This window comes from Amycolatopsis dendrobii, from assembly GCF_014145675.1.
In the GTDB taxonomy this organism is placed as follows: Bacteria; Actinomycetota; Actinomycetes; order Mycobacteriales; family Pseudonocardiaceae; genus Amycolatopsis; species Amycolatopsis dendrobii.
This window is the reverse complement of sequence record NZ_JACGZW010000009.1, coordinates 430,520-452,682: the sequence shown is the minus strand read 5'-3', so window position 1 is coordinate 452,682 and position 22,163 is coordinate 430,520. Positions and strand designations below refer to the sequence as shown.

Sequence of the window (22,163 nt, the reverse complement as noted above, 5' to 3'; positions counted from 1 at the left end):
GTTGAATAGCGGATAAACCCTCAAATCGGAGGTGACATGCGTCCGAAGGACCTAGCCCGCGAGCACGGCTTGTCGACCCAGGCCGTCCGCAACTACGAGGAGGACGGCATCCTCCCGCCCTCCGAACGCGGACCGCAGGGCTACCGGACGTACACCGAACACCACGCGCAAGCGTTGCGCGCCTTCCTCGCCCTGCGCCCCGGCTTCGGCCACGCCCGCGCGGCAGCGATCCTCCGCGCGGTCAACGAGCGTTCGGAAGACACCGCGTTCCAGCTGATCGACGAGGGGCACGCCGAACTGCTGCGCGACCGCGGCACCCTCACCGAGGTCGAGCACGCCCTGCGCAACCTGACCCAAGAACCGGACGTACGCCAGACCGTGCCGTCGATCGGCGCGCTCGCGCACCAGCTGTCCGTGCACCCCGCCACGCTGCGCAAATGGGAGGCCGCCGGGATCCTCCAGCCGGAGCGAGACCACGCCGGAAACCGCCGCTACCCGCCGGCCGTGGTCCGCGACGCCCGCCTCGCCCATCAACTACGCCGCGGCGGCTACCCGCTGGCCCGCATCGCGGCAGTACTGGAACAGGTCCGGCACGCGGGCGGGGTCGCGCCGCTGGAAGAAGCCTTGCGCACCTGGCGTTCCCGGCTCACCGCCCGGGCGCACGCGATGCTGGACGGATCCGCCCAGCTGTCGCGCTACCTCGCGTGATCATTCCGGCAGCAGCGGCCGCATGAACGTCCGCCGGTACCGGATCACGCACCCGCTCTCGTCTCGGATCCGATCCGCCGCCACGAACTCCGGGTCCACTCCGAACAGGGTCCGGTACCGCTCGTAGGCGGCCAGGCTTTCGAAGCTGAACAACGCCCTCGCCTCGTCGCTGGCCCCTTCTGCGGGCAGGAAATACCCGTGGTGCACGCCGCCCTCGCGGCGCACCAGGCGCATCCATTCGGCGGCGAAGCGTTCGAAGTCCGCGATCTTCTCCGGGTCGATCACGTAGTCGACAACGCAGGTGATCACGAGCGGCCCCAGACCCTCTCCGCCGTCGACACGATCAGCTCCAGCTTCCGCAGCTGCTCAGTGGCGGTCAGGTCGTTTCCCTCCTCAGTGGACGAGAACCCGCATTGCGGCGACAAGCACAGCTGGTCCACGTCCACGTACCGCGACGCCTCCTCGATCCGCCGCACCAGCGCGTCCGGGTCTTCCAGCTCCGGCCGTTTGCTGGTCACGAGCCCGAGCACGACCCGCTTTCCCTTCGGCACGAACCGCAACGGCTCGAACCCGCCGGAGCGCTCGTCGTCGTACTCCAGGAAGAACCCGTCCACCGCCAGTTCGCCGAACAGCGCCTCGGCGACGAACTCGTAGCTCCCGGACGCCACCCACGAGGAGCGGAAATTGCCGCGGCACAGGTGCGTCGTCACGGTCAGGTCGTCCGGTTTCCCGGCGAGCGCGGCGTTGATCGTCGAGATGTTGCGCAGGTGCATGGTGTCCGGGTCGCTGCCCATGCGCGCGACGAGTTCGCGCTGCTTCGGGTCGTTGAGATACGCCAGGCTCGTGTCGTCCAGCTGCAGATACGTGCAGCCCAGCGCACTCATCGCGCGCAACTGCTCCGCGTACGCCGCGCTGAGGTCGGCGAAGAACTCGTCCAGTTCCGGGTACACGGTTTCGCTCACCGCCGCCCGGCCGCCGCGGTAATAGACCATGCTCGGCGACGGGATGGTCAGCTTCGGCGTGATGCCCGGGTCGGTGTGCGCCTTCAGGAACTCGAAGTGGTCGGCGAAGATCGGTTCGTCGAGGCGCACCTTGCCGTCGACCTGCAGCCCCGGCGGGCTGAACTCCAGGTCACCGGCCAGATTGTGGAATTTCACGTGCAGCCGCTCGTCGCTGCGCGAGACGCCGCCGAGCGCGTAGATGAAGTCCATGTGCCACGAGGACCGGCGGAACTCGCCGTCGGTCGCCGATTCGAGCCCGGCCGCCTTCTGCATCTTCACGACGTCGCGGATCGCGTCGTCCTCGACGGCTCGCAGTTGTTCGGCGGAGATCTCCCCCGCCGCGTGGTCGCGCCGCGCTTCGCGCAGCACCGCCGGCCGCAGCAGGCTCCCTACATGATCGGCACGGAACGGAGGTCGTGCAGTCATGCTGGCATGGTCACACACAAACCGGCGGTATGTGCAGCGATAATCCGGCGGGACCACACAGAAGGAGCCGCTCATGACCAACGCCGCGCACCCGGTCGACCGGGGCCTTCCCGCCGGACGGCTGCTTCTGCTCGGACTGCAGCACATGGCGATCATGTACACCGGCTGTATCGCCGTGCCGCTGGTCATCGGCAGCGCGCTGCACCTGGACAACGCGTCGATCGCGCTGCTGGTGAACGCCGACCTGTTCGTCGCCGGACTGGCCACTTTGGTCCAGTCGGTCGGCATCGGGCGGCTGTTCGGCGTCCGGCTTCCGGTCGTCGCGGGCGCGACGTTCACCGTGGTCAACCCGATGATCCTGATCGCCGCGCAGTACGGGATCACCGCGGTGTACGGCGCGATGATCGCCTCCGGCGTGTTCGGGCTGCTGATCGCCCGGCCGTTCGCCGCGCTGATCCGGTTCTTCCCGCCGCTGGTGTCCGGGACGCTGCTGCTGGTCATCGGGATCTCGCTGCTCGGCCCCGGCACGGCGATGATCGGCGGCCACGACACCGGCGACCCGTCTTACGGCGATCCGGCGAACCTCGGACTGGCGTTCGGCGTGATCGCGCTGGTGGTGCTGTTCACCCGGGTGCTGCGCGGGTTCCTCGGCCAGATCGGCCCGCTGGTCGCGCTGATCGCCGGCGTCCTGATCGCGATTCCGCTCGGCCGCACGCACTTCTCCGGCGTCGGCGACGCGAGCTGGTTCGGGCTGGCCTCGCCATTCCACTTCGGAGCACCGACGTTCCCGGTCGCCGCCGTGGTGTCGATGTGCGTGGTGATGCTGGTGTCGTTCACCGAAACGACCGCTGACCTGATCGCGGTCGGCGAGATCACCGGCCGCCCGGTCACTCCTGCCGACCTCTCGCGCGGCCTGGCGACCGACGGGCTGTCCGCGATCTTCGGCGGATTCATGAACTCCTTCCCGGACACCGCGTTCGCGCAGAACGTCGGGCTGGTGCAGATGACCGGCGTGCGCAGCCGCTGGGTGGTCGCGACGACCGGCGGCATGCTCGTCGTGATGGGCCTGGTGCCGAAGATCGGCGCGTTCATCGCCGCGATCCCGGAACCGGTCGTCGGCGGCGTCGCGGTGGTGATGTTCGCGATGGTCGGGGTCGTCGGCGTGCAGACGCTCAAGAAGGTCGACTTCTCCGGCAACCACAACGCTTTCGTGGTCTCAGTCGCCCTCGGCGTCGGACTGCTCCCCGCGTTCGGCCTCGACCGGTTCGGCAACTCGGTGTTCTTCCAGCATTTCCCCGCCTGGCTGCGGACGATCTGCGGCAGCCCGATCACCGTCGCCGCGGTGCTGGCCTTCGTGCTGAACCTGCTGTTCAACCACCTTGGCCGGAAGCGGGAGGAAGACCTGCTGCCGTAAGCAGCCGATCCGCGAGCTTCACGCCGAGGCCCGGCTCGATCGGCCTGCTCAGCAGCACCCGCAGGTACATCGGAGCGAGCACGTAATCCAGCAGGTCCTGAAGGTTCGGCGCGGGCTCTCCCCGGCTCGCGGCTGCCGTCAGCATCTGCTCCAGGTCTTCCCCGCGCGACAGCAGACGCTCGATCGGATCGGCGCTGGTCCCGATGAACGTGATCAACGCCCGGACCAGCACCGCGCCATCTGGATCAGCGAGCGCGCGCTCGACCGCTGTCGCCCACTGCTCGACGTCGCCGCGCAGCGACCCCGTGTCCGGCACCGGCGACGTCAGGCTCAACCGCGCGACCGCGGCGTCGAGCAGCACACTCGCGCAGCTGCCCCAACGACGGTAAACGCTGGTCGGATTGACCCCAGCCCGCTCAGCGATCTGCGGGACCCCCGCGGTCGTCTCCCCCTCCGCGAGCAGCTCGATCACCGCACGGTGCACCGCTTCGCGCACCCGCGCGCTGCGTCCGCCCGGCCGAGTCACCCCACCATTCTAAAGCAAAGAGGTTGGCCTTAACGGCCGGAGTGCGCGTACGCTAAAGGCAAATCGATTGGCCTTAAGGAGCCCTCTGAGATGGTCAGCAAGATCCCGCCCGCCGAGCGCGAAGCCCTGCTCGCCGAACCGATCATCAGCGTCCTGAGCGTGACCGCCGAGCCCGGTCGCGCACCGCTCACCACCCCGATCTGGCACCAGTACACGCCCGGCGGCGAGGTCACCGTCCTCACCTCGCCGGGTGCCCGCAAAACGAAACTGATCGAAGCCGCCGGCCGCTTCTCGCTGTGTGTGCAAGACCCGAAGACCATCCGCTACGCGACCGTGGAAGGCCCGGTCACCGGCATCCGCGCGGTCACCGACGAAGACCGGATCGCGATGGCGCGCCGATACCTGCCCGAGGAAGCGGCGATCGCCTATGTCAAAGCCACTCCGCAGCAGAGCGAGAACATCGTGATCTCGATGCGCCCGGAACGCTGGAACACCGCGGACTTCAGCGACCTGACCGACGAACTCTCCTGACCCTTCCCCGGTCGGCTCCGCCCTCTTCCGGATCGCGGAGCCGACCGAACCCTTTGTCCCCCAACCCTTTCCCCGGTACCGCCGTTCGGCCGCAGACCATGATCGTGTCCGGCCGCCCTCGGTTCTCCGGCCGTTCGGGGTCTTCTTTCCCGCCCCTATTCGCACGCCATCACAATCATGGCAGCTTGTGCCCCGAAAAGACCTTCGGACAGAAGAGGGCGCATGGACGGATCTTCCCTCATTCTCAATTCCGCCGAACGGACCAGAGCGGCCGAACTTCTGGCCCGGTTCACCGACGGATACGAAAATTCACTCACCAGTCGCCCGATCGCCCCAGACGCGGACCGGGAAACCCTGACCAAACTGCTGACGGAACCATTCCCGGAAGAAGGCCTTGGCGTAGAAGCGTTCTTCGCCGACGTCGTAGACCGCATCGTGCCCTACACCACCACGATCGCACACCCGAGGTTCCTCGCCTACGTACAAGGCCCGTCCAACGGCATCGGCGCATACGCGGAAGCGATCGCCGCGGTGTTGAACCAGAACTGCAACCTGTGGCAAATCTCCCCAGCCGCCAACGTGATCGAACGCTCCGTCATGGACTGGCTAGCCAGCCTCTTCGCCCTAGGCCCGGCCTCCGGAGGCATCCTCACCAGCGGCGGTTCCGGAGCCACGAAGGACGCGATCACCACCGCCATCGCCGACCGCAGACCGGACTTCCGCGAACGCGGCCTCCAAGAAAACCGCGCCCCCCTAGTGCTTTACACCTCCGACGAAGCACACCGCAGCGTTGTCAAAGCCGCCGCCCTGCTGGGAATCGGCTTGGACAACGTTCGCACAATCCCCACCGACGCCCATTTCCAACTACGCGTCGACCTGTTGGCCCGAGCGATCGCCGAAGACCGCGCCGCCGGAAAAGAACCATTCTGCGTAGTAGCCACCGCAGGCACCGTCACCACCGGCTCGATAGACCCTATTACCCCCATCGCAGACCTCTGCGAAAAAGAAAACCTCTGGCTACACGTAGACGGCGCATACGGCGCCCTTTTCATCCTGGCCGATTCACCCCGCGACGCCCTGCTCCCGCTGTCCCGAGCAGACTCCGTCACCCTGGACCCGCACAAGCTGCTGTTCGCCCCGCTGGAAGCGGGAGCCCTGCTGGTCAAGGACATGGCAAAACTACGCGCCGCCTTCGCCTTCTCCAAGTCGTCGTCCTACCTCACCGCGATCGACGACGCCCACCTACTCGACTACATGGATCACGGACCGCAACTTTCCCGCAGCTTCAAGGCTTTGAAGGTCTGGGCCGCCCTGCGCACCTTCGGCGTAGGCGCCTTCCGAACAGTCACCGAACGCTGCCTTACCCTGGCCGCCCGCCTAGGCACACACATCTCCGCCGCTCCCGGCCTTGAGCTGATGAACCCAGTCACGCTCACCGCCGTCTGCATCCGAATGCCCGGCCGCAACGCCGAAGCACACGCAAACCTTCTCGCCAGACTCCACGAAGAAGGCACCGCGATGCTGGGCCCAGCCAAAGTCAACGGACACCCCTGCGTCCGCGCCTGCGTCACCAACCACCGCACGACAGAAGCAGACATCGACCTACTGGCCAACCGCCTAACCGCCCTAGCCGCACTCTGACCCGTTCCGTGAGGGCCACCCTCATTGACTCTGATTCCCTCAAGGAGCCCTTCACAGACCGCCGCCCAACGCCCGCCCGCCGACCGCCCGGATGCACCCCGCCCGCCGCACGCACCCACACACCCAAGCCGCGCGACAAACCGCAGCCGACGCACCCAACCACCGAGGCACCCAGCCCTCCCCCAACCCCGATACAAAGCCGCCCTGCGGTTCGGGGGTGCCCCACGCAACCCAAGACCGGGCCGATGTCGCCACCAGGCGACGAGCAGTCACCCCACATGCACCAACGGCCGCAGATGCGGATCCGGCTCCGCCCGCCGCAACACCTCCCGGGTAACCGGCGGCACATCCCCATCCCCCGAAAACAAATACCGAACCAAAAACTTAAACGGATTCCCCTCAGTCCAAGCAAAGTAAATATGCGGCCGCATCCCAGTCTCATCCCGCAGATGCAACAACACCGCAGCAATAGCATTAGCGATAGACGGACTCTTCATCCGCAAAATCCGATACCCGGCCCGCTTCTCCCCATGCACCCGCAAGGTCGTCTCAAAATCGGACGCATCCGAAATAGTAACCTCAAGAAAGAACAACGCGCTGTCCCGAGGAATATGATTGTCCTCCCGGGCCTCCTGCTCCTTCTCCCGATACTCCTCCGCGTCCCGGGCATCCGGCTCATTGGCGATGATCCGAACCGCCCCGGACCGCACCGCCTTGTCCACGATCCGCTGGGCCGCCGCGTCGAACTCGACCTTCTCGACCCGCAGCTCCAACGACCGGGTAGCCCGGGAGATCAACGAGGTCACCACGATCGCCCCGATGAAGAACCCCGCGATCTTCACCCCCTCGGGCCGCTCCACGATGTTCGCGACTGTCGTGTACAAGAACACCAGCGTGATCACCAGATAAGCCCAGAACGCCCGTTGCTTGAGCCGTCGGGCAGACAAGGCGACCGCGACCGAGGCCGACGAGATCAGCACCAGCACACCAGTCGCATACGCTCCGCCTTGCGCCTCAACGTCAGCGTCAAAGATCAGCGTGATCACGAACGCGATGACCGAAACCACGATCACCAACGGCCGCGTAGCCCGAGCCCAATCCGGAGCCATCCCGTACCGCGGCAAATACCGAGGCACGATATTCAGCAACCCGGCCATCGCCGACGCCCCGGCAAACCACAGGATCGCGATCGTGCTGACGTCGTACACCGTGCCGAAGCCGTCGCCGAGATAGCTGTGCGCCAGGTAGGCCAGCGCACGCCCGCTGGCCTTGCCGCCAGCCTGGAACTCCTGCTGCGGAATCAACACCGCAGTAGCGAAACTCGACGTAATCAAGAACGCGCTCATGATCAGCGCCGCAGTAAGCAGCAACCGCCTTGTGTTCCGGATCCGTCCGACCGGATCCGCCTCCGTGTCCCCGCTGGCCCCGCGGACCAGCGGCATCACCGAAACCCCAGTCTCAAACCCGGACAACCCCAGCGCCAGCTTCGGAAACACCACCAACGCCACCCCCACCATCAACCAAGGGTTGGGATGCTCGCTGATCAACAGGTTCTGCCAGTCCACAATCAACTGCGGCGCCCCGAAAACATGTGCCAACGCGGTAACCACCACCACGACGTTCAGCGCGAGATAGACCCCGACGAGCACCACCGCGACCCCGATCGCCTCGGCGAACCCCTTGAGAAACACCGCCCCCAGCAACGCGATGAGCACCAACGTGATCCAGACCTGCCCGCCATGCAGCGCAGCCGGGACAAACGGATTCTCGATAACGTGCGCGGTCGCGTCGGCCGCGGACAGCGTGACCGTGATGACGAAGTCCGTGGCAGCGAATCCGAGCAACGCCAGCACCAGCAACTTGCCGCCCCACCGGGACAGCAACTTCTCCAGCATCGCGATCGATCCCTGGCCGTGCGGGCTTTCCCGCGCGACCCGGCGGTAAATCGGCAGCGCGCCGGCGAGCGTCAGCACCACCAGCACCACAGTGGCCAGCGGCGACAGCACTCCGGCCGCGAGCGCGGCGATGCCCGGCTGATATCCCAGGGTGGAGAAGTAGTCGACACCGGTGAGGCACATGACCTTCCACCACGGCTGTTCGGCCTTTTTGGTCTCCCGTTTGCCACCGGTCATCTGCTGGGCGCGCTTGTGCTCGCCTTCGAGAAGCCAGGCGCGCAGCTTTGTATTCGGCACGCGGCCGATCATGCCGAGTTCCGCCGGAGCGCGCGTGCCGCGCTCAGCGGGCGCTCAGGGTTCTAAAGGCAAATGATGTTCAGGACGCACGGCGGCTCGTGGCTGCTCGGCGACGACGGCTGGCTGGAGCTCGACGGCCCCGACGTGCTCGACGACGACGGTGCCGGTCCAGTCGGCCCGGTCGGGCCGGTGGTTTCCGGCTGCTCGCTCGACGACGGACGCGGCGGAGCGGAATCAGCCGGGTGTTCCGAGGTGCTGTGCTCGCCGAACGGATTGACGTTCGCCCGGCTGGAAGGCGCGTCCCCGACGCCGGCAGTGCCCTCTTCGGTCTCCTCGCCGGTGGGCGTCGGCGGGTTCGTCTCGTCGACGCCGCCTGCGCCGCCGGTGCGGTCCGGCATCTCGATCACGCGCATCTCGGTGATCCGAGCGGCCCCGTCGTTCGCCGTGGTCCCGTACGAGACGAGCATGGCCGCCGCGCCGCAGCCGACGATCACCGCGAGCATCACCGAAACCATGCGCCACCGGGACCGGGACGGCGGCGGAATCCGTCGTTCGTGTCCTTCGCGCACCAACAGCTCGGCGACCGAAACCTCGTCGTTCACCAGCGAGACCTTTCACCAGGAGTGGCCTATTCCTACCGGATGCGGCCACCGAACGGGTGACAAAGAGCGAAACCTTCTACCCAGAGTGCTCACTCTAGCGGGTGTGAATCACAGCGCATTCACAGCTGCGCTTAGCCAAAATCCCAGCATGCCCAGCCACTCTGGACGCATGTCGCTGCGCGAGCCGGACCCGGCGCCCCGCCCGGCACGCAGTGCTGCCACCACGGGAACCCCCCGGAAGTGGCGATCCTTGAGCTGGCTGTGCACCCCGGCTTCGGACCCGACGGCGCCGATCCTCGAACCGGCCGCGAGCACGGCCACGACCCAGGCAGGCGGAACCCCTTTGGCCGACGTCCTCGGCTCCCCGGCGGCAACGGCCGTGCTGACGGAGGACGACCTCGTCCAGCCGACGCCAAGGCCCGCCTTCCTGGCCGCCGTCCCCGTGAGCTGGCGGCCGAAGCGGGCCTGGCTGAACCTCGTCCCGAGCCCGCGGTCCACGCCGTTCACCTTCGGCTACCTCGTCCTGCTCCTCGGCACCTCGCTGCTCATCCGGTTCGGCAGTTCGAAGCTCACCGGCAAACTCCTCGCGGTCTCCAGCACCGACGCGCACAACATGGCGCGCCACCCCCTCACCGCACTCCTGACCAGCGCGTTCTGGATCGCTGACGGCGGCTGGCTGCCGTACGCGGTGATCTTCGCGATCGCCGTAGCCCCGTTCGAACGTCGATTCGGCGGGCTCCGGACGGCTCTGGTCTTCTTCAGCGGGCACGTGCTCGCCACGATCGCCACCGAACTGCCGGTCATGGCCCTGATCCACACCGACGTCCTGCCGCATTCCGCGGGCCGCTGGCTCGACATCGGCGTCAGCTACGGCTTCCTCACCACCGCCGGCGTGCTCGTCGCGCTGCTTCGCGGGAGGGCTCGGATCGCCGGGATCGTGGCCCTTGAGCTATTCGTTATCGGCGTCTACGTGACCGACGATCCGGCCAGTCTGGCCTCCGTCGTGACCGTCCTCGGACATGCCTGTGCGGCCCACTTCGGCCTGCTCGTGTGGGGTCCGCGACTGCGCAGCGTGCCCCGCATCGCCCGTTAGCACCCGCCGTCTGCGTCCGGACGAGTGACGCAAGCAGCTCCCCGTGCGGATATACACAGGCTTCACTCGGTGGTGTAATCGACGGGCCATACGCCGACAAGGGGGATCGGAAGCACCATGGAGGCTGACGCCCTGGCCGGTGAACCGGGTGGAATCACCCGGCGCGCCCAGCTCGCGGGCCTGCGGCCGGACGCGGGCGCGGGGGTCCTGTTCTCCCTGCATGCCTCCGAACCGGCGACCCTCACCTGGCTGCCCGGCCTCGACGCGGTGCTCGGCCTCCCCGGCGCGACCGGCAAGGAGCTGTGCGACCGGCTCACCGAGTTGCTCCGCCCGCTCACCGCGAACCTCCGCCGCACCCCGCCCGGCCGCGATTTCGAACTCGAACAGCCGCAGGACGGTCCCGACGGCACCCCGCGCCGCATCCGGCTGCGTGCCCGGACCGTCGGCGAACAGGACCACACGACCGGCCTGCTCGGCGTCGCCTCGGCGGTCGCGGAAACGGCGGAGGAGAAGTCCGACCTCGCGGAACTGTCCGACCGGTACCAGCTGCTGATGGAGCAGAGCCCGGACGCGATCTGCGTGTACTCGGGCGGCGTCGTCACCTACGCCAACCAGGCCGCGCTCGACCTGTTCGCGGCGCGGGCGGCGCACGAGGTCGTCAGCCGCGAGTTCGCGGACTTCGTGGCTGCCGAATCCACGCAGCTGCTCGAGGATCCCAGTGCGGAACCCCGCGAAGCGGTGCTGAAACGGTTGGACGGGAGCAAATTCGTGGCGGAAACCGTTTCGATGCGCACGAGCGACTCGAATCCGCCGTCGTACCAGGTGGTGATCCGCGACAGCACCGTCAAACACGCCGCCGCGGCTGCCGTCCGCGCGCAGGAAGCGCTGGTCACACACGTCAGCGACGCCATCGTCACGATCACCGCCGAGGGCATCGTCACCGGCTGGAACCCGGCCGCCGAGACCGTCTACGGCTGGCCGGCCCCGGAAGCGCTCGGCAGGCGAGTGCACGAGGTGCTCGGCATCGACCCGGAACCGGCGTCGATCCGCGACGGGATCGCCGAGCAAACCCACCGCGGCCGGGACGGCTCGCCGCGGCAGGTCCGGGTGTCCGCGACCGAGACCGTCGACGGCTTCCTCCTGGTCTGCACGGACGAAACCGCACGTCGTCGCGTCGAACAGCACTACGCGACGGTCGTCGCCGCGCTCGACGAGGGCGTGCTGGTGATCGGCCCGACCGGACTCATCCAGTCAGCGAACCCGTCCGCCTGCCGCATCCTCGGCGTCCCCGAAGCGGACCTGCTCGGCGTGCCGTGCACGACGCTCGTGCTGTTCGACGAGGACGGCAACCGGATCCCGGACGACGAGCTGCCGTCCATGCACACGCGCCGCACCGGGGTCACGCACAACGGACTGGTCGTGCGCCTGCGCCGCCCGGACGGCCGCGACGTGTGGGTGTCGCTGACCTCGCGGTTGCTCGATTCGGACGATCCGAAGGGCGTCTCGGTGGTCACGTCCTTCACCGACATCACCGAACGCCGCGCGATCAGCGCCCGGCTGGCCCACGAGGCGACGCACGACCCGCTGACCCGGCTCGCCAACCGCACCCTGGTCCTTGACCGGCTCGACCGCCGCGACAGCGCCGAGGCGGCCGCCGTGCTGTTCCTCGACCTGGACAAGTTCAAGCTGATCAACGATTCCCTCGGCCACCCGGTCGGCGACCAGGTCCTGCGCATCGCGGGCGAACGGCTGCGCCGGGCCACCGGCCCCGACGACGTCGTCGGCAGGCTGGGCGGCGACGAGTTCGTGGTCGTCACGTCCGCGACGACCGGTCCGGCGCAGGTCGGCGTGTTCGCCGCGCACCTGCGGTCGGTGCTGGCGGAACCGGTTTCGGTGCACGGCAGGCAGCTGCATCTGGACGCGAGCATGGGCATCGTGCTCGTGGAGCCGGGCGACCGCCGCAGCGCGGAGGATCTGTTGCGCGACGCGGATGTCGCGATGTACCAAGCGAAAGCCCGCGGCCGCGGCCGGTTCGAGTTCTTCGACGTCGCTCTGCGGAGGCGCATGCAGCGTCGGCTGCGGATGGAACAGGACCTTCGCGACGCTGTCCACAGTGGACAGCTATGGCCCGCTTACCAGCCGGTGGTCGACCTGCGCACCGGCGAAATGGTCGGCGTCGAGGCCTTGCTGCGCTGGACCCATCCGAAACACGGCGCGATCTCGCCCGCGGAATTCATCCCGCTGGCCGAGGAAAGCGAACTGATCAACGTGCTGGGCAAGTACGTCCTGCGCGACACCACGCGCGAACTGGCCGCCCTGCGCTCCGGCCGGGGCCTTGACCTCAGCCTGAAGGTCAACCTCTCGGTCCGGCAGCTGGACGACCCGCACCTGGTGCCCGCGGTCCGCGACGCACTGGCCACCACCGGCCTGCCGCCCGGTTCGCTGACGCTGGAAGTCACCGAAAGCGCCCTCATGCGCGATACGTCGGCGGCCGCGGAAGTGTTGTCCGCCTTGCGTTCCCTCGGCGTTTTGCTGGCCATCGACGACTTCGGCACTGGCTATTCTTCGCTGGCCCAGCTGCGTCGGCTGACGCTGGACACGCTCAAGATCGACCGATCCTTCATCACCGGAATAGCAGACTCCCGCGACGCGGCCGCGATCGTCACGAGCATCATCGCGATGGCGCACGCGGTGGATCTGACGGTGGTGGCGGAAGGCGTCGAGACGGCGGAGGAACTGGCGCTGCTGCGGGAACTTGGCTGCGACCAGGCCCAGGGCTACCACCTGGGCCGGCCGCTGGCCGCCGCGGAGTTGTTTCAGTAGGTCTCGAGCAGTGCCGCCAATTCGTCTTCGGCAAGGAAAACGTCGAGGTCCTCGAGCGTCTTGCCGAGATCGACCGGTTCGATCGTGCGCGTCTCGACCGTGCCGTCCGGGTGGCTTTCCTGGTACTCGCGCCCGAGCAGCCTGCGGAACCGTCCCGGTTCGAGCCGCATCACCACGACCCGCCCGGTGAACGGGGACTTCGGGTGCGTGGACGTGTAGTGGTGGAACACCTGGTAGTCGATCGGGCGGCTGTGCACCAGCGGCAGCACCTCGTGCAGGTCGTCCCAGCCGTCGCCGTCCTGTTTCTGCAGCACCCACCAGCCGTCGCGCAGGGTCATCCGGTGGGTCCACCCGGCTTGGTCCACTTCGGCCCCGTCAATCAACGGCATCGGAGCCAGGATCCCGGCTCCGAAGCCGACGTCCACGAGAAACTGTTGCCCCTCAACGGTAATCACGAGCGTCATGTGCGTATACGGCCCGCTCTTCCGCGGCTGGACCCGCGCGACCGTGCGCTGGACCTGGTAACCCAGCTGCTCCGCGACGGCCGCGAACAACCCGGCCTGCTCGTAGCAGTACCCGCCCCGCCGCCGCCCGACGAGCTTCTCGCTGACGACCTCCAGTTCGATCCCGCGATGCCGGCCGATCACCACGTCGACGTTCTCGAACGGGATCGCCTCGACGTGCGCCCGCGCCAACCGCTCCAGCGCCGCGACGGACGGTTCCTCCCGGCGCTGCCCTACGCGCGCTAGGTAGGCGTCGACGTCTGCTGCCTCGATGTTCCATTCCCCAGCCATGCGGCCAGTCTGCAACCTCTAGCTAGCTCTAGGTCAATAGTCACCCAGGGTCACAACGGTTGTGACTGGCACCACTCTCTGGTGTGATGTACCGGCGATGCCTACCAGTCAGTAGCACACGTCCGAGTGAGTGCTGGCTTTTCGAAGGGAGCCCGATGAAGACCCCTCGACCACTGGCCCGAGCCAGTGCGGTGACGGCACTGGCCACCGCCGCCGCGTTGCTGCCCGCGACTGCTTGGGCCGCGACCCCGAGCTGGGCCCCCGTGGACACCGCCGCCGTGCACCCCGGGGTGCAGACGCACACCAACGGTGCGCAATGCACCTCGAACTTCGTGTACAGCAACGGAACCGACGTCTTCCTCGGACAGGCCGCGCACTGCTCCGGCACCGGCGGTTCGACCGAAACGAACGGCTGCTCCGCCGGTTCGCTCCCGATCGGCACCCCAGTCGAGATCACCGGGGCGAGCAAGCCGGGAACGCTCGTCTACAACTCGTGGCTGACCATGCAATCCCGCCACGAAGCGGACGCGAACACCTGCCAGTACAACGACCTCGCCCTCGTGAAGGTCGACCCCGCGGACGTGTCGAAGGTCAACCCGAGCCTGCCGTTCTGGGGCGGGCCGACCGGAGTGAACACGACCGGCACGAAACAACTGGGCACCGTGCTCAGCTACGGCAATTCGGAGTTGCGCGGCGGAATCACCCAGTTGTCCCCCAAACAGGGCACCAGCCTGGGCGACACCGGCGGCGGCTGGAGCCACACGGTGCTCACGGTGACCCCCGGCATCCCCGGCGACTCCGGCAGCGGCTTCCTCGACCGCGACGGCAATGCGCTCGGAGTGCTGAGCACGCTGAACCTGCTGCCACAGCCGGGTACGAACGGGGTTGGGGATCTTTCGCGGGAGCTGGCGTACGCGAACGCGCACGGCGGGTTGGGGACTGTTCAGCTTGTCCCGGGGACTGCCAAGTTCCGGGGGCCGTTGATCTAGCTTCGGCCTTGCGGTTACCGGCGTGCCCGGCACGATTCACCTCGTGCCGGGCACGATCCGGTTCAGTGGCCTAGTTCAATCCCCTGCCGCGACCGCGTACAGGTACCACGTCGAGTGGGGCAGCCACTGTTCATCCCATCGCCAGTCGTCGTCCTTGCCGGTGACCACGTAGCCGCGGTCCCAGGCGATTCCGCTGCCGTCCTCGTTCAAGCCGGTGATGCCGTTGACGATCCCGCCCGCTGTCGGCAGGAACTGCCACGAACCGAGCCAGCTGTACTGCGGGTTGGCGTGACCGCTGCCGTCCAGCATGCACACGCCGTACGGGTTGCTGCCGCAGATCCAGTTCAGCTGATCAGCCGCGTACGACCGCAGGCGCGCCGCGAACTCGCCGGAAAACCGCGGCGCGGCAAGGCGAGCGGCGGTCGCCAGCGAAGCGATCCGCGCGTTCTCTCCCTGCCACCACTGGTCTTTGACTCGCGGAGTGACGTTGTGCGGGAAGAAGAATGAGCTATACCTCTTACCCTCCCCATCTTGCACAAGATTCCGCGCATACCCAAACGGGTTAGGCACCTCGGCGGTCACGGTGAGTTCGAACTCCAGCGACCGCCGCACCACCTTCAACGCTTCGGAAACCGTTGCGGTGTCGGCAATATCGGCGTACGCGAGGAGACTGATCACCGGGAGGCCCGCGTCCGAGGGATGGAAGTACGGCCGGTCGCCGTCGTCGGCGCGCCAGTAATCTCGGTAAGACTTCCAGGAAACCAAGCGCTGCAACAGATTGTGCGCCCGGCGATCCGCGGCTTCGCGGTACACCGGCTTCTTGGTCACCTGGTACAACTCGACCGCCGCCAGCAACGCACCGTAGTCGTCCTGGATGTTTTCCTTGCCGTCATTGGTCATCTCGACGTTGTGCTGCTCCAGGAATTCGAACGCGGCTTCGGCCGTCGCCAGATACTCCTCGTGCGCGTAGTCGCCCGACGCGTCCAACGTGGTCGCCGCGGCCAGCGCCGCGATCGCGACCCCGCCGCCTTCGCGGTAATTCACCTGGACGGGTTCGCCGTCGCTGTTCGCCAGGACGTACCGCAGCTTCGGATCCTTCGGCGGTCCGGGCTGGATCACCGAGGTGACGAAGGTGCCGCCGTCAAGTTTGACCCGGCGCAGGTAGTCGGCGCCGTACAGCGCTTCGTCGGCCAGCCAGGTCCGCAATTGGGTGAAGTTGCTGTCGCCGCGCGCGGTGAGCCGCTGGTACGCCTTGGCCAACACCCAGGCGGTGAGCGGGATCTGGAGAGTGTTGAAGTAGCTGCGGTCCGACAGCTGCGTGAAGTGCTTGCCGAAGTCGCCGGTCGCGTCGTACCAGGCACCGTGCGCGTCCATGACCTGCGTGCCCTTGGGGCCGATCGGCGCTTGCCGATCCTGGCGATCGAACCGGTCCGAGCTGCGGGTGCCCTTGAAGTAGTGCACGACGTGGGAGAGCGTGTAGCGCTCAAGCACCAGCTGATCGACGCGAAACGGCTGCGACCGCCCGTCCGCGGCGAGCAGGACGTACTCGCCTTCGGTCTTCAGTGCGGAGAAGTCCGCGGTCCAGTAATGCCGGTCGTCCCACCCCGGAACCTGAGCCGCCGGTCGCGGGCTCCCGGTGAAGACGACCTTTCCGGTGGCGACGTCCGCGACGGTGAACCTCGGAATCGCTCGCGGGGACTCGGTCGCGAGCACCGCCCGCTTGGGCGCGCCGGGTGCGTAGCCGACGTTGTTCGCGTAAACCGCCACCCCGGACCGCACCTCGACGGCCTCGGCCTCAGCTCCGAACGGAGTCATCGCCCCCACTGCCCCGACCCCCACCGCCGCCGACCCGGCAAGAAAACTCCGACGTCCCACATCTCCCGGCATCCTCGACCTCCAGTGGTCCAGACCTTTGAGATGTTATTGAGGCTAAGTAGCGATCCTGAGGTTTGGCAAGACTGCTTCCGAATGGCAGCGCCACCGTTCGACGGTGACCCGCCGGCGGATCGAGGCGACGAAAAAGCCCCCATCCGCTCGGATGGGGGCTGCTTCACCAAATTCGCTGTGGCCAGGGCCGGGGTCGAACCGGCGACCTTCCGCTTTTCAGGCGGACGCTCGTACCAACTGAGCTACCTGGCCGGGAACGCCGGCTAGGAGCCGAACGATCTTGCGACCCTGACGGGACTCGAACCCGCGACCTTCGCCGTGACAGGGCGACGCGCTAACCAACTGCGCCACAGGGCCTTACTGGTACTGCGTACTCCCAACGGGATTCGAACCCGCGTTGCCGCCTTGAAAGGGCGGAGTCCTAGGCCACTGAACGATGGGAGCCCGATCGGTTTCGGTGGACCGACCGACCGCGCTCTCAGGTGTTCCCCTGGGAGCGATTACAAGCATAGGGCACGTTCCAAGGGGTTTGCACGGGGGGTTCGTTAAGCGATCGACGAGCCTCCGACCTGCGGTAACGCCAGCGCCAGCGACCCAGCCACGCCGCTTCCCGCCGATCGGCCGCTTCGAACCGGAGCCGGACGATCGGTGTGCGCCACGCCACTCTACGCCGGGAGACGGGCACGCACGCCGGAACTCCGGGGCTTCCCGACCAGCGAGACACGAGTTCGGGCAGTTCTTCACCAGGCAAGCCCTCAGGCGCGCCGGCAGCCGAACCTCGGCAGGCCCGGACCCGCGGCAGCCCGCGAACCCAGCGCCAATGCCTCAGCGCTGCACAGGTGCCTGACCGTCGTCACCCGGACTCAGCCCGAGCATCTCCAGCAACTGCGCGCAGTCCTCCACGTCGAGCGCGCCGGCCGCGACGGCGAGGCGGGCTCGGCGGACCTGGTCGTCGGAGACCCGTTGCCCTTCCGACGACGCGCGCTGCGCCGGCACGCCGCCGGACAGTGACGTGCTACCCCCGTCGGCACCTTCGTACCGAAGGAGGAACTGACGAACTTCGACCGATCCGCTCATGGCCCCTCCATGCGGTTCGCAACAACTGGCCGCGAGGCTAACCAGCGGCGAGCAGCACCGGCAGCCCCCCGGAGAGTGAACCTGTGAACACTCTCCGAAGCTTCCCTGGTAACGCATTCCAAGATCGCGCAGAACGATTTCTCCCGGCTTCCCCTCGCCGATCCCCGGAACTCGTGCAACAATCGGTGTTGCTGACACACCCCCGGTCAGCGCCTGTGGAGATCCCCTCCGACCCCCGCGTTCCTCCCCCTGGCGCGGGGGTCTCTCCATTTCTGCACACCGGCGCTGACCTGCGGATCTACTCTCCGTACCACTGATCAACAGACAGTCGCGAAATGCGTTTACCGACTGGGCTGAACAGGTGATCGAATTAGGCTTGCCGAGCACGGAAATGCGTGTGTCGTGGCTCACAGTGGTTTCTTTGCCGAGACCCAACCGTTATCGTGACCGCGTGCCTCTTCCCTCCCTCGGCCGCCTCAGCAGCCGCACGAATCTCAAAGCCGTCTCGAGCGGGCGGCATCGCAATGCCGCCAAAGCCGCCGGCGACGAAGTCGTCGAGGACAAGGAGCTCACCAGCTACCTCGCCGCGCTCGCCCCGGACTCCGACCCGGAGAGCACCGGAACCGGCAGCCGCTTCGGCGACGCGCAGGTCTACCAGCTGCGCATGAACCTCATCGCCAGCCAGCAGCTCAAGGACATCGCCGTCGCCAGGAACCTGACCCCGCAGGCACTGGCGCAGGAATGGATCCTGGAGCGCCTCTCGTGGGAGGGCCAGGCCGCCTCCGCCCAGGAGCGCCGCCACTCCGACGCGATGACCGACGAGTTCCACTTCCCGGCGGAGACGTTCGAACAGCCCCTCGTCGGACGCTGATCCCCGCCCCCCGAACGAAAACCCCCGGCTTCCCCCGACGGCCGGGGGTTTTCCCTTTTCCAGGGTCGCCGGACGACCGGGGTCCCGATGAGTGGGACGGTCCAGGATTCCGCTGCCGCCGGGCGCGAAACGGACGGCTCGGCGGATAGTCGCGGCCCGCGCGCAGCGGGCGGCGAGACGAGGCCGGGAGTCAGCAGTGGCACGACCGTCACTGCCGCGAGGCAGCAAGGCGACGTACGCGGCGGCATCGGGCAGGTGCGACGCAGCACAGCGCAGGCGGGTCGTGAGTGGCGATCGCGGCAAGAACCGTGATCGCCGCGCACGAGGCTCCGGCTCACCCGCCACAGCAGCCGACGCCACTCGATCGGGTCGAACCACGCGCGCCCACCCACAGTCGAGCAACCATCCGATCCGGCGTCGCCCGTACGTGCCGGAGCCATCGGCGAAAACCCGCCGAAACCGGCCCGCAACCGCGACCCGGAGCCGGGCAGTCCCAACCACCCCGTCCGGCCCCGGTCAAGCCGCGGCGCAGCCCGCCCCGGCCCCTGCCGGACCCAACCCGCCCGGATCAACCCGCGGTAACCGTCGCTCCAAACATTCCCCACAACGGAACCCGCAATGAAAAAAGGCCCCGACGGGAAATCCCGTCGGGGCCCTTCTTTCAGGCCTGAGAAAACGCGCGGGCCTGACTCAGATCGCGCGGACCTTCTGGGCCTGCGGGCCCTTCTGCCCCTGGCCGACCTCGAACTCCACTCGCTGGTTCTCCTCGAGGGTGCGGAAGCCGCGTCCCTCGATCTCCGAGTAGTGCACGAAAACGTCGCCTTCGCCGCCGTCCTGCGCGATGAAGCCGAAGCCCTTCTCCGCGTTGAACCACTTCACAGTGCCTTGCGCCACCGCTGTACTCCTCGTAACAGATCCGCTTCGAATGCCACCGAAGCGGCACCCAGGCCGTCCCGGGCGGTTCCAACGAGACGAGCGAAGAGCTTTTCGGCCCCACGGCTCGCGTCAGAAGTTCCGCGAGTGTGAAGCCACGAACACGCAAAACGACGGCCTGGTCAGCAGCCTACCGGGATCTCACCAAATCTGAACCCCGTTGATCGCAAGGATCGGTTCCGACGTGCGCGCATCACCGGAACGTCGTATCGCCGCCTACGCACCGCTGTCGGGCCCCGCGGCTACTCTGATCCAGTACACCCAGCGCACTTCGGGGATACACAGTGCGCGGTCGGTCGAGCCGGTTCCGTAATGGTCACTCGGTGCAGTGTGATGCTGGTCACCCCGTTTCCGGTGAACGTGAAGCCGTCTCGGGACGTCTGGGTGTTCGGGGTACCAAGGGGAGATTGGGGATCGGTGTGACAATCCGACACTTCGCACGCCGCCGGGCCGGCGTCGCGGTGCTGGGCTTGATCGCCGCGCTGACGCTCGGGGCGTGCAGCAGCGGCGGTTCGAGCGTGAACGCGGGCGGGACCGCGGGCGGCGGGCCTACCGAGGCGCCTGCCACGCCGGTGAAACCGGCGGCCGTGGCGCTCACGCCCGCTTCCGGCGCGGGCGACGTCGCGCCGGGCGAACCGGCGAAGGTGACCGTCGCGAACGGCACCATCGGAGCCGTCACGCTCACGAACGCCGACGGCAAACAGGTGCAGGGACAGCAGTCCCCGGACAAGAAGAGCTGGAGCAGCACCGAAGACCTCGGCTACGGCAAGACCTACACCTGGTCCGGGCAGGCCACCGGCGAGGACGGCAAGCAGGTCCAGATCGCCGGCTCGTTCACCACGGTCAAACCGCGCCGCCAGATGCAGGGCAGTCTGAACGTCGGCGACGGCCAGACCTACGGCATCGCGATGCCGATCGCGCTCACGTTCCCGAGCGCGGTCAAGGACAAGGCATCCGTCGAGCGCGCGCTGTCGGTGGAGACCACGCCGAAGACCGAGGGCGCGTGGGCGTGGCTCAACGGCGACACTTCGGTGCACTGGCGGCCGAAGGAGTACTTCAAGCCGAACACGAAGGTCGTCGTCTCGGCCAACATCTACGGCGTTTCGATGGGCGACGGCGTCTACGGCAAGCAGGACGTCTCCGCGAGCTTCACCATCGGCCGCTCGCAGATCGTCAAGGGCAACACCCAGGAACACACCATGCAGGTCATCCGCGACGGACAGCAGGTCATGGACTTCCCGGTGAGCTACGGCCTCGATTCCGACCCTGGCCGCGTCACGCACAGCGGCACGCACGTGGTCATGTCGAAGCACTCGACGTACTCGATGAGCAACCCGCGCTACAACTACACCGACGTGAACGTGCCGTGGGCGGTCCGGATCTCCAACAACGGCGAGTTCATCCACGGTCTCGCGGGGTCGATCTGGGCGCAGGGCAAGAAGAACATCTCGCACGGCTGCCTCAACCTGTCGCCGGCGAACGCGAAGATCTACTTCGACAGCGTCCTTCCCGGCGACCCGGTGGAGATCTCCGGCAGCACCCAGCAGCTGGGCGCGAAGGACGGCGACTACAGCGACTGGACCTACGACTGGGCGTCGTGGACCAAACTGTCGGCGCTCGCCGCCTGACCGCGAACCGAACAAGCGCCAACCAGACGGCCGGGAGCTCTCGAACGCTCCCGGCCGTTCGCCTGTCCCGGCGGGAAAAAGAAAAAACCCGATGCAACCCCGGCGAACTCCGACCGCATGACTAGAGCAGAGAAGCGCCACCCGGCGCTCGCCTGAACCAGGAGGAAACTCGTGCGTGTTCGCTTCGCTCTCGCCATCGGTTCGCTGCTGCTCGCCGGAGGCGCGCTGACCGGCGGCGCGGTCGCTTTCGCCGCGGACGCACCGCCGGCGGCGCAGCCGGCCCCGACGCAGACCGCCCCGGCCGAGCGGCCCACCGCCGCGCCCGCCCCGGCGCCCACTGACCGGCAGACCACCGCCGCCCCGGCCGCGCCGAAGGTCGCCGCGCCGGGTCAGCCCGCGAAGTCCAAGCGCGTCCCGACCGCCGTGCCCGCCGGCCCGACCGGCGACCTGCACCTGCCCTCGGTCTGGGGCTGATCGCCCGGTGCCCTCCCGCTCCCGTCCGGCGTCCGGGCAGAGCTCGCCGTGGGACGGCGAGTTCGCCCGGTACTTCGGCGAGCGCGCGCACAGCCTGCGGTCCACGGCCTACCTGCTTTGCGGGGACTGGCACCGGGCCGAGGATCTCGCACAGGCGGCGCTGCTCAAGCTGTACCTCGCCTGGCCGCGGCTGGCCCGGCACGACGCGCTCGACGCCTACGCGCGCAAAATCGTGCTGCGCACTTTCCTCGCGGAGAACCGCCGCAGCCGCTGGAAACGGGAGCGGCTCACCGACGCACCACCCGACGTCCCGGCTCCTGCCGCCGAGACTGAGCACGACCAGCTGATCCAGCAGGCACTCGCCGCGTTGGCCCCGCGCCAGCGCGCGGTGCTGGTGCTGCGGTACTTCGAGGACCTGTCCGTCGAGGAGACCGCCGCGGCGCTCGGCTGCCGGACCGGCACGGTGAAAAGCCAGGCCGCGCGCGGGCTGGCCACCCTGCGGACCCGGCTGGGCCCGCATTTCGAGGCACTGCCCGTTCCTGGAGGGAGGTGA

General features: G+C 67.8%; 20 protein-coding genes and 3 tRNA genes. 11 read left to right on the top strand and 12 right to left on the bottom strand.

Annotated elements, in window-relative coordinates:
• Positions 1-36: 36 nt before the first annotated feature.
• A complete protein-coding gene (locus H4281_RS27940; protein ID WP_182893870.1) occupies positions 37-708 on the top strand; it encodes a MerR family transcriptional regulator in 672 nt (223 codons plus the stop codon).
• Here H4281_RS27940 and H4281_RS27935 read toward each other — a convergent pair whose 3' ends face one another.
• A complete protein-coding gene (locus H4281_RS27935; protein ID WP_101436231.1) occupies positions 709-1,017 on the bottom strand; it encodes an NIPSNAP family protein in 309 nt (102 codons plus the stop codon).
• Complete coding sequence (locus tag H4281_RS27930) at positions 1,014-2,135, bottom strand: 5-methyltetrahydropteroyltriglutamate--homocysteine S-methyltransferase (RefSeq protein WP_182893869.1); 1,122 nt, start codon at positions 2,133-2,135, stop codon at positions 1,014-1,016. The genes H4281_RS27935 and H4281_RS27930 overlap by 4 nt, the downstream gene beginning before the upstream one ends.
• Positions 2,136-2,208: 73 nt before the next feature.
• On the opposite strand from H4281_RS27930, the gene H4281_RS27925 reads away from it, so the two are divergent.
• Positions 2,209-3,549: a nucleobase:cation symporter-2 family protein gene (locus tag H4281_RS27925; protein ID WP_182893868.1), complete on the top strand. Its 1,341-nt coding sequence runs from the start codon at positions 2,209-2,211 to the stop codon at positions 3,547-3,549.
• Here H4281_RS27925 and H4281_RS27920 read toward each other — a convergent pair.
• Complete coding sequence (locus H4281_RS27920; RefSeq protein WP_182893867.1) at positions 3,506-4,075, bottom strand: TetR-like C-terminal domain-containing protein; 570 nt, start codon at positions 4,073-4,075, stop codon at positions 3,506-3,508. The two genes, H4281_RS27925 and H4281_RS27920, sit on opposite strands and share 44 nt — an antisense overlap.
• Before the next feature lie 90 nt (positions 4,076-4,165).
• Here H4281_RS27920 and H4281_RS27915 point away from each other — a divergent pair, with 90 nt between their 5' ends.
• Positions 4,166-4,606 (top strand): pyridoxamine 5'-phosphate oxidase family protein, encoded by a 441-nt coding sequence (locus H4281_RS27915; protein WP_182893866.1) that lies wholly within the window; start codon positions 4,166-4,168, stop codon positions 4,604-4,606.
• A 222-nt stretch (positions 4,607-4,828) separates the two neighbouring features.
• Complete coding sequence (locus H4281_RS27910) at positions 4,829-6,247, top strand: pyridoxal phosphate-dependent decarboxylase family protein (protein ID WP_182893865.1); 1,419 nt, start codon at positions 4,829-4,831, stop codon at positions 6,245-6,247.
• Positions 6,248-6,516: 269 nt separating this feature from the next.
• Here H4281_RS27910 and H4281_RS27905 read toward each other — a convergent pair whose 3' ends face one another.
• Both H4281_RS27905 and H4281_RS27900 read right to left on the bottom strand, forming a co-directional pair.
• The gene (locus tag H4281_RS27905) at positions 6,517-8,451 is read right to left on the bottom strand and encodes an APC family permease (protein WP_182893864.1); all 1,935 of its coding nucleotides are present in this window, start codon (positions 8,449-8,451) and stop codon (positions 6,517-6,519) included.
• A gap of 50 nt (positions 8,452-8,501) precedes the next feature.
• Positions 8,502-9,041: a hypothetical protein gene (locus H4281_RS27900; RefSeq protein ID WP_182893863.1), complete on the bottom strand. Its 540-nt coding sequence runs from the start codon at positions 9,039-9,041 to the stop codon at positions 8,502-8,504.
• 250 nt (positions 9,042-9,291) lie between these two features.
• On the opposite strand from H4281_RS27900, the gene H4281_RS27895 reads away from it, so the two are divergent.
• Positions 9,292-10,134, top strand: a complete 843-nt coding sequence (locus H4281_RS27895; RefSeq protein WP_220507877.1) for a rhomboid-like protein — start codon at positions 9,292-9,294, stop codon at positions 10,132-10,134.
• Positions 10,135-10,251: 117 nt separating this feature from the next.
• Entirely contained in the window at positions 10,252-12,957 is a 2,706-nt protein-coding gene (locus H4281_RS27890) for a sensor domain-containing protein (protein WP_182893861.1), read from the top strand.
• Here the strand turns inward: H4281_RS27890 and H4281_RS27885 are convergent.
• Positions 12,951-13,751 (bottom strand): arylamine N-acetyltransferase family protein, encoded by an 801-nt coding sequence (locus tag H4281_RS27885; RefSeq protein WP_182893860.1) that lies wholly within the window; start codon positions 13,749-13,751, stop codon positions 12,951-12,953. The genes H4281_RS27890 and H4281_RS27885 overlap by 7 nt on opposite strands.
• 155 nt (positions 13,752-13,906) lie before the next feature.
• On the opposite strand from H4281_RS27885, the gene H4281_RS27880 reads away from it, so the two are divergent.
• The gene (locus tag H4281_RS27880) at positions 13,907-14,740 is read left to right on the top strand and encodes a serine protease (RefSeq protein WP_182893859.1); all 834 of its coding nucleotides are present in this window, start codon (positions 13,907-13,909) and stop codon (positions 14,738-14,740) included.
• Positions 14,741-14,815: 75 nt separating this feature from the next.
• Here H4281_RS27880 and H4281_RS27875 read toward each other — a convergent pair whose 3' ends face one another.
• The 5 genes from H4281_RS27875 to H4281_RS27855 all read right to left on the bottom strand — a co-directional run bounded on the left by H4281_RS27875 (position 14,816) and on the right by H4281_RS27855 (position 17,704).
• Positions 14,816-16,555 (bottom strand): glycoside hydrolase family 9 protein, encoded by a 1,740-nt coding sequence (locus H4281_RS27875; RefSeq protein ID WP_246412351.1) that lies wholly within the window; start codon positions 16,553-16,555, stop codon positions 14,816-14,818.
• 250 nt (positions 16,556-16,805) lie between these two features.
• Positions 16,806-16,879: transfer RNA gene (locus H4281_RS27870), tRNA-Phe, on the bottom strand.
• Positions 16,880-16,910: 31 nt separating this feature from the next.
• A tRNA-Asp gene (locus H4281_RS27865) sits at positions 16,911-16,984 on the bottom strand.
• A gap of 14 nt (positions 16,985-16,998) precedes the next feature.
• Positions 16,999-17,071: transfer RNA gene (locus H4281_RS27860), tRNA-Glu, on the bottom strand.
• Positions 17,072-17,452: 381 nt separating this feature from the next.
• Entirely contained in the window at positions 17,453-17,704 is a 252-nt protein-coding gene (locus tag H4281_RS27855) for a hypothetical protein (RefSeq protein ID WP_182893857.1), read from the bottom strand.
• A 451-nt stretch (positions 17,705-18,155) separates the two neighbouring features.
• Between H4281_RS27855 and H4281_RS27850 the strand changes: the two genes are divergently transcribed.
• Complete coding sequence (locus H4281_RS27850; protein ID WP_037807455.1) at positions 18,156-18,575, top strand: hypothetical protein; 420 nt, start codon at positions 18,156-18,158, stop codon at positions 18,573-18,575.
• A gap of 690 nt (positions 18,576-19,265) precedes the next feature.
• On the opposite strand, the gene H4281_RS27845 is transcribed toward H4281_RS27850, so the two are convergent.
• On the bottom strand, positions 19,266-19,469 hold the full coding sequence (locus tag H4281_RS27845; protein ID WP_003097368.1) for a cold-shock protein: 204 nt from the start codon (positions 19,467-19,469) through the stop codon (positions 19,266-19,268).
• A 458-nt stretch (positions 19,470-19,927) separates the two neighbouring features.
• On the opposite strand from H4281_RS27845, the gene H4281_RS27840 reads away from it, so the two are divergent.
• From H4281_RS27840 to H4281_RS27830, 3 genes are all read left to right on the top strand, one after another.
• The gene (locus tag H4281_RS27840; protein ID WP_182893856.1) at positions 19,928-21,136 is read left to right on the top strand and encodes a L,D-transpeptidase; all 1,209 of its coding nucleotides are present in this window, start codon (positions 19,928-19,930) and stop codon (positions 21,134-21,136) included.
• Positions 21,137-21,307: 171 nt separating this feature from the next.
• On the top strand, positions 21,308-21,610 hold the full coding sequence (locus tag H4281_RS27835) for a hypothetical protein (RefSeq protein ID WP_182893855.1): 303 nt from the start codon (positions 21,308-21,310) through the stop codon (positions 21,608-21,610).
• A gap of 7 nt (positions 21,611-21,617) precedes the next feature.
• Complete coding sequence (locus tag H4281_RS27830) at positions 21,618-22,163, top strand: SigE family RNA polymerase sigma factor (protein WP_037807444.1); 546 nt, start codon at positions 21,618-21,620, stop codon at positions 22,161-22,163.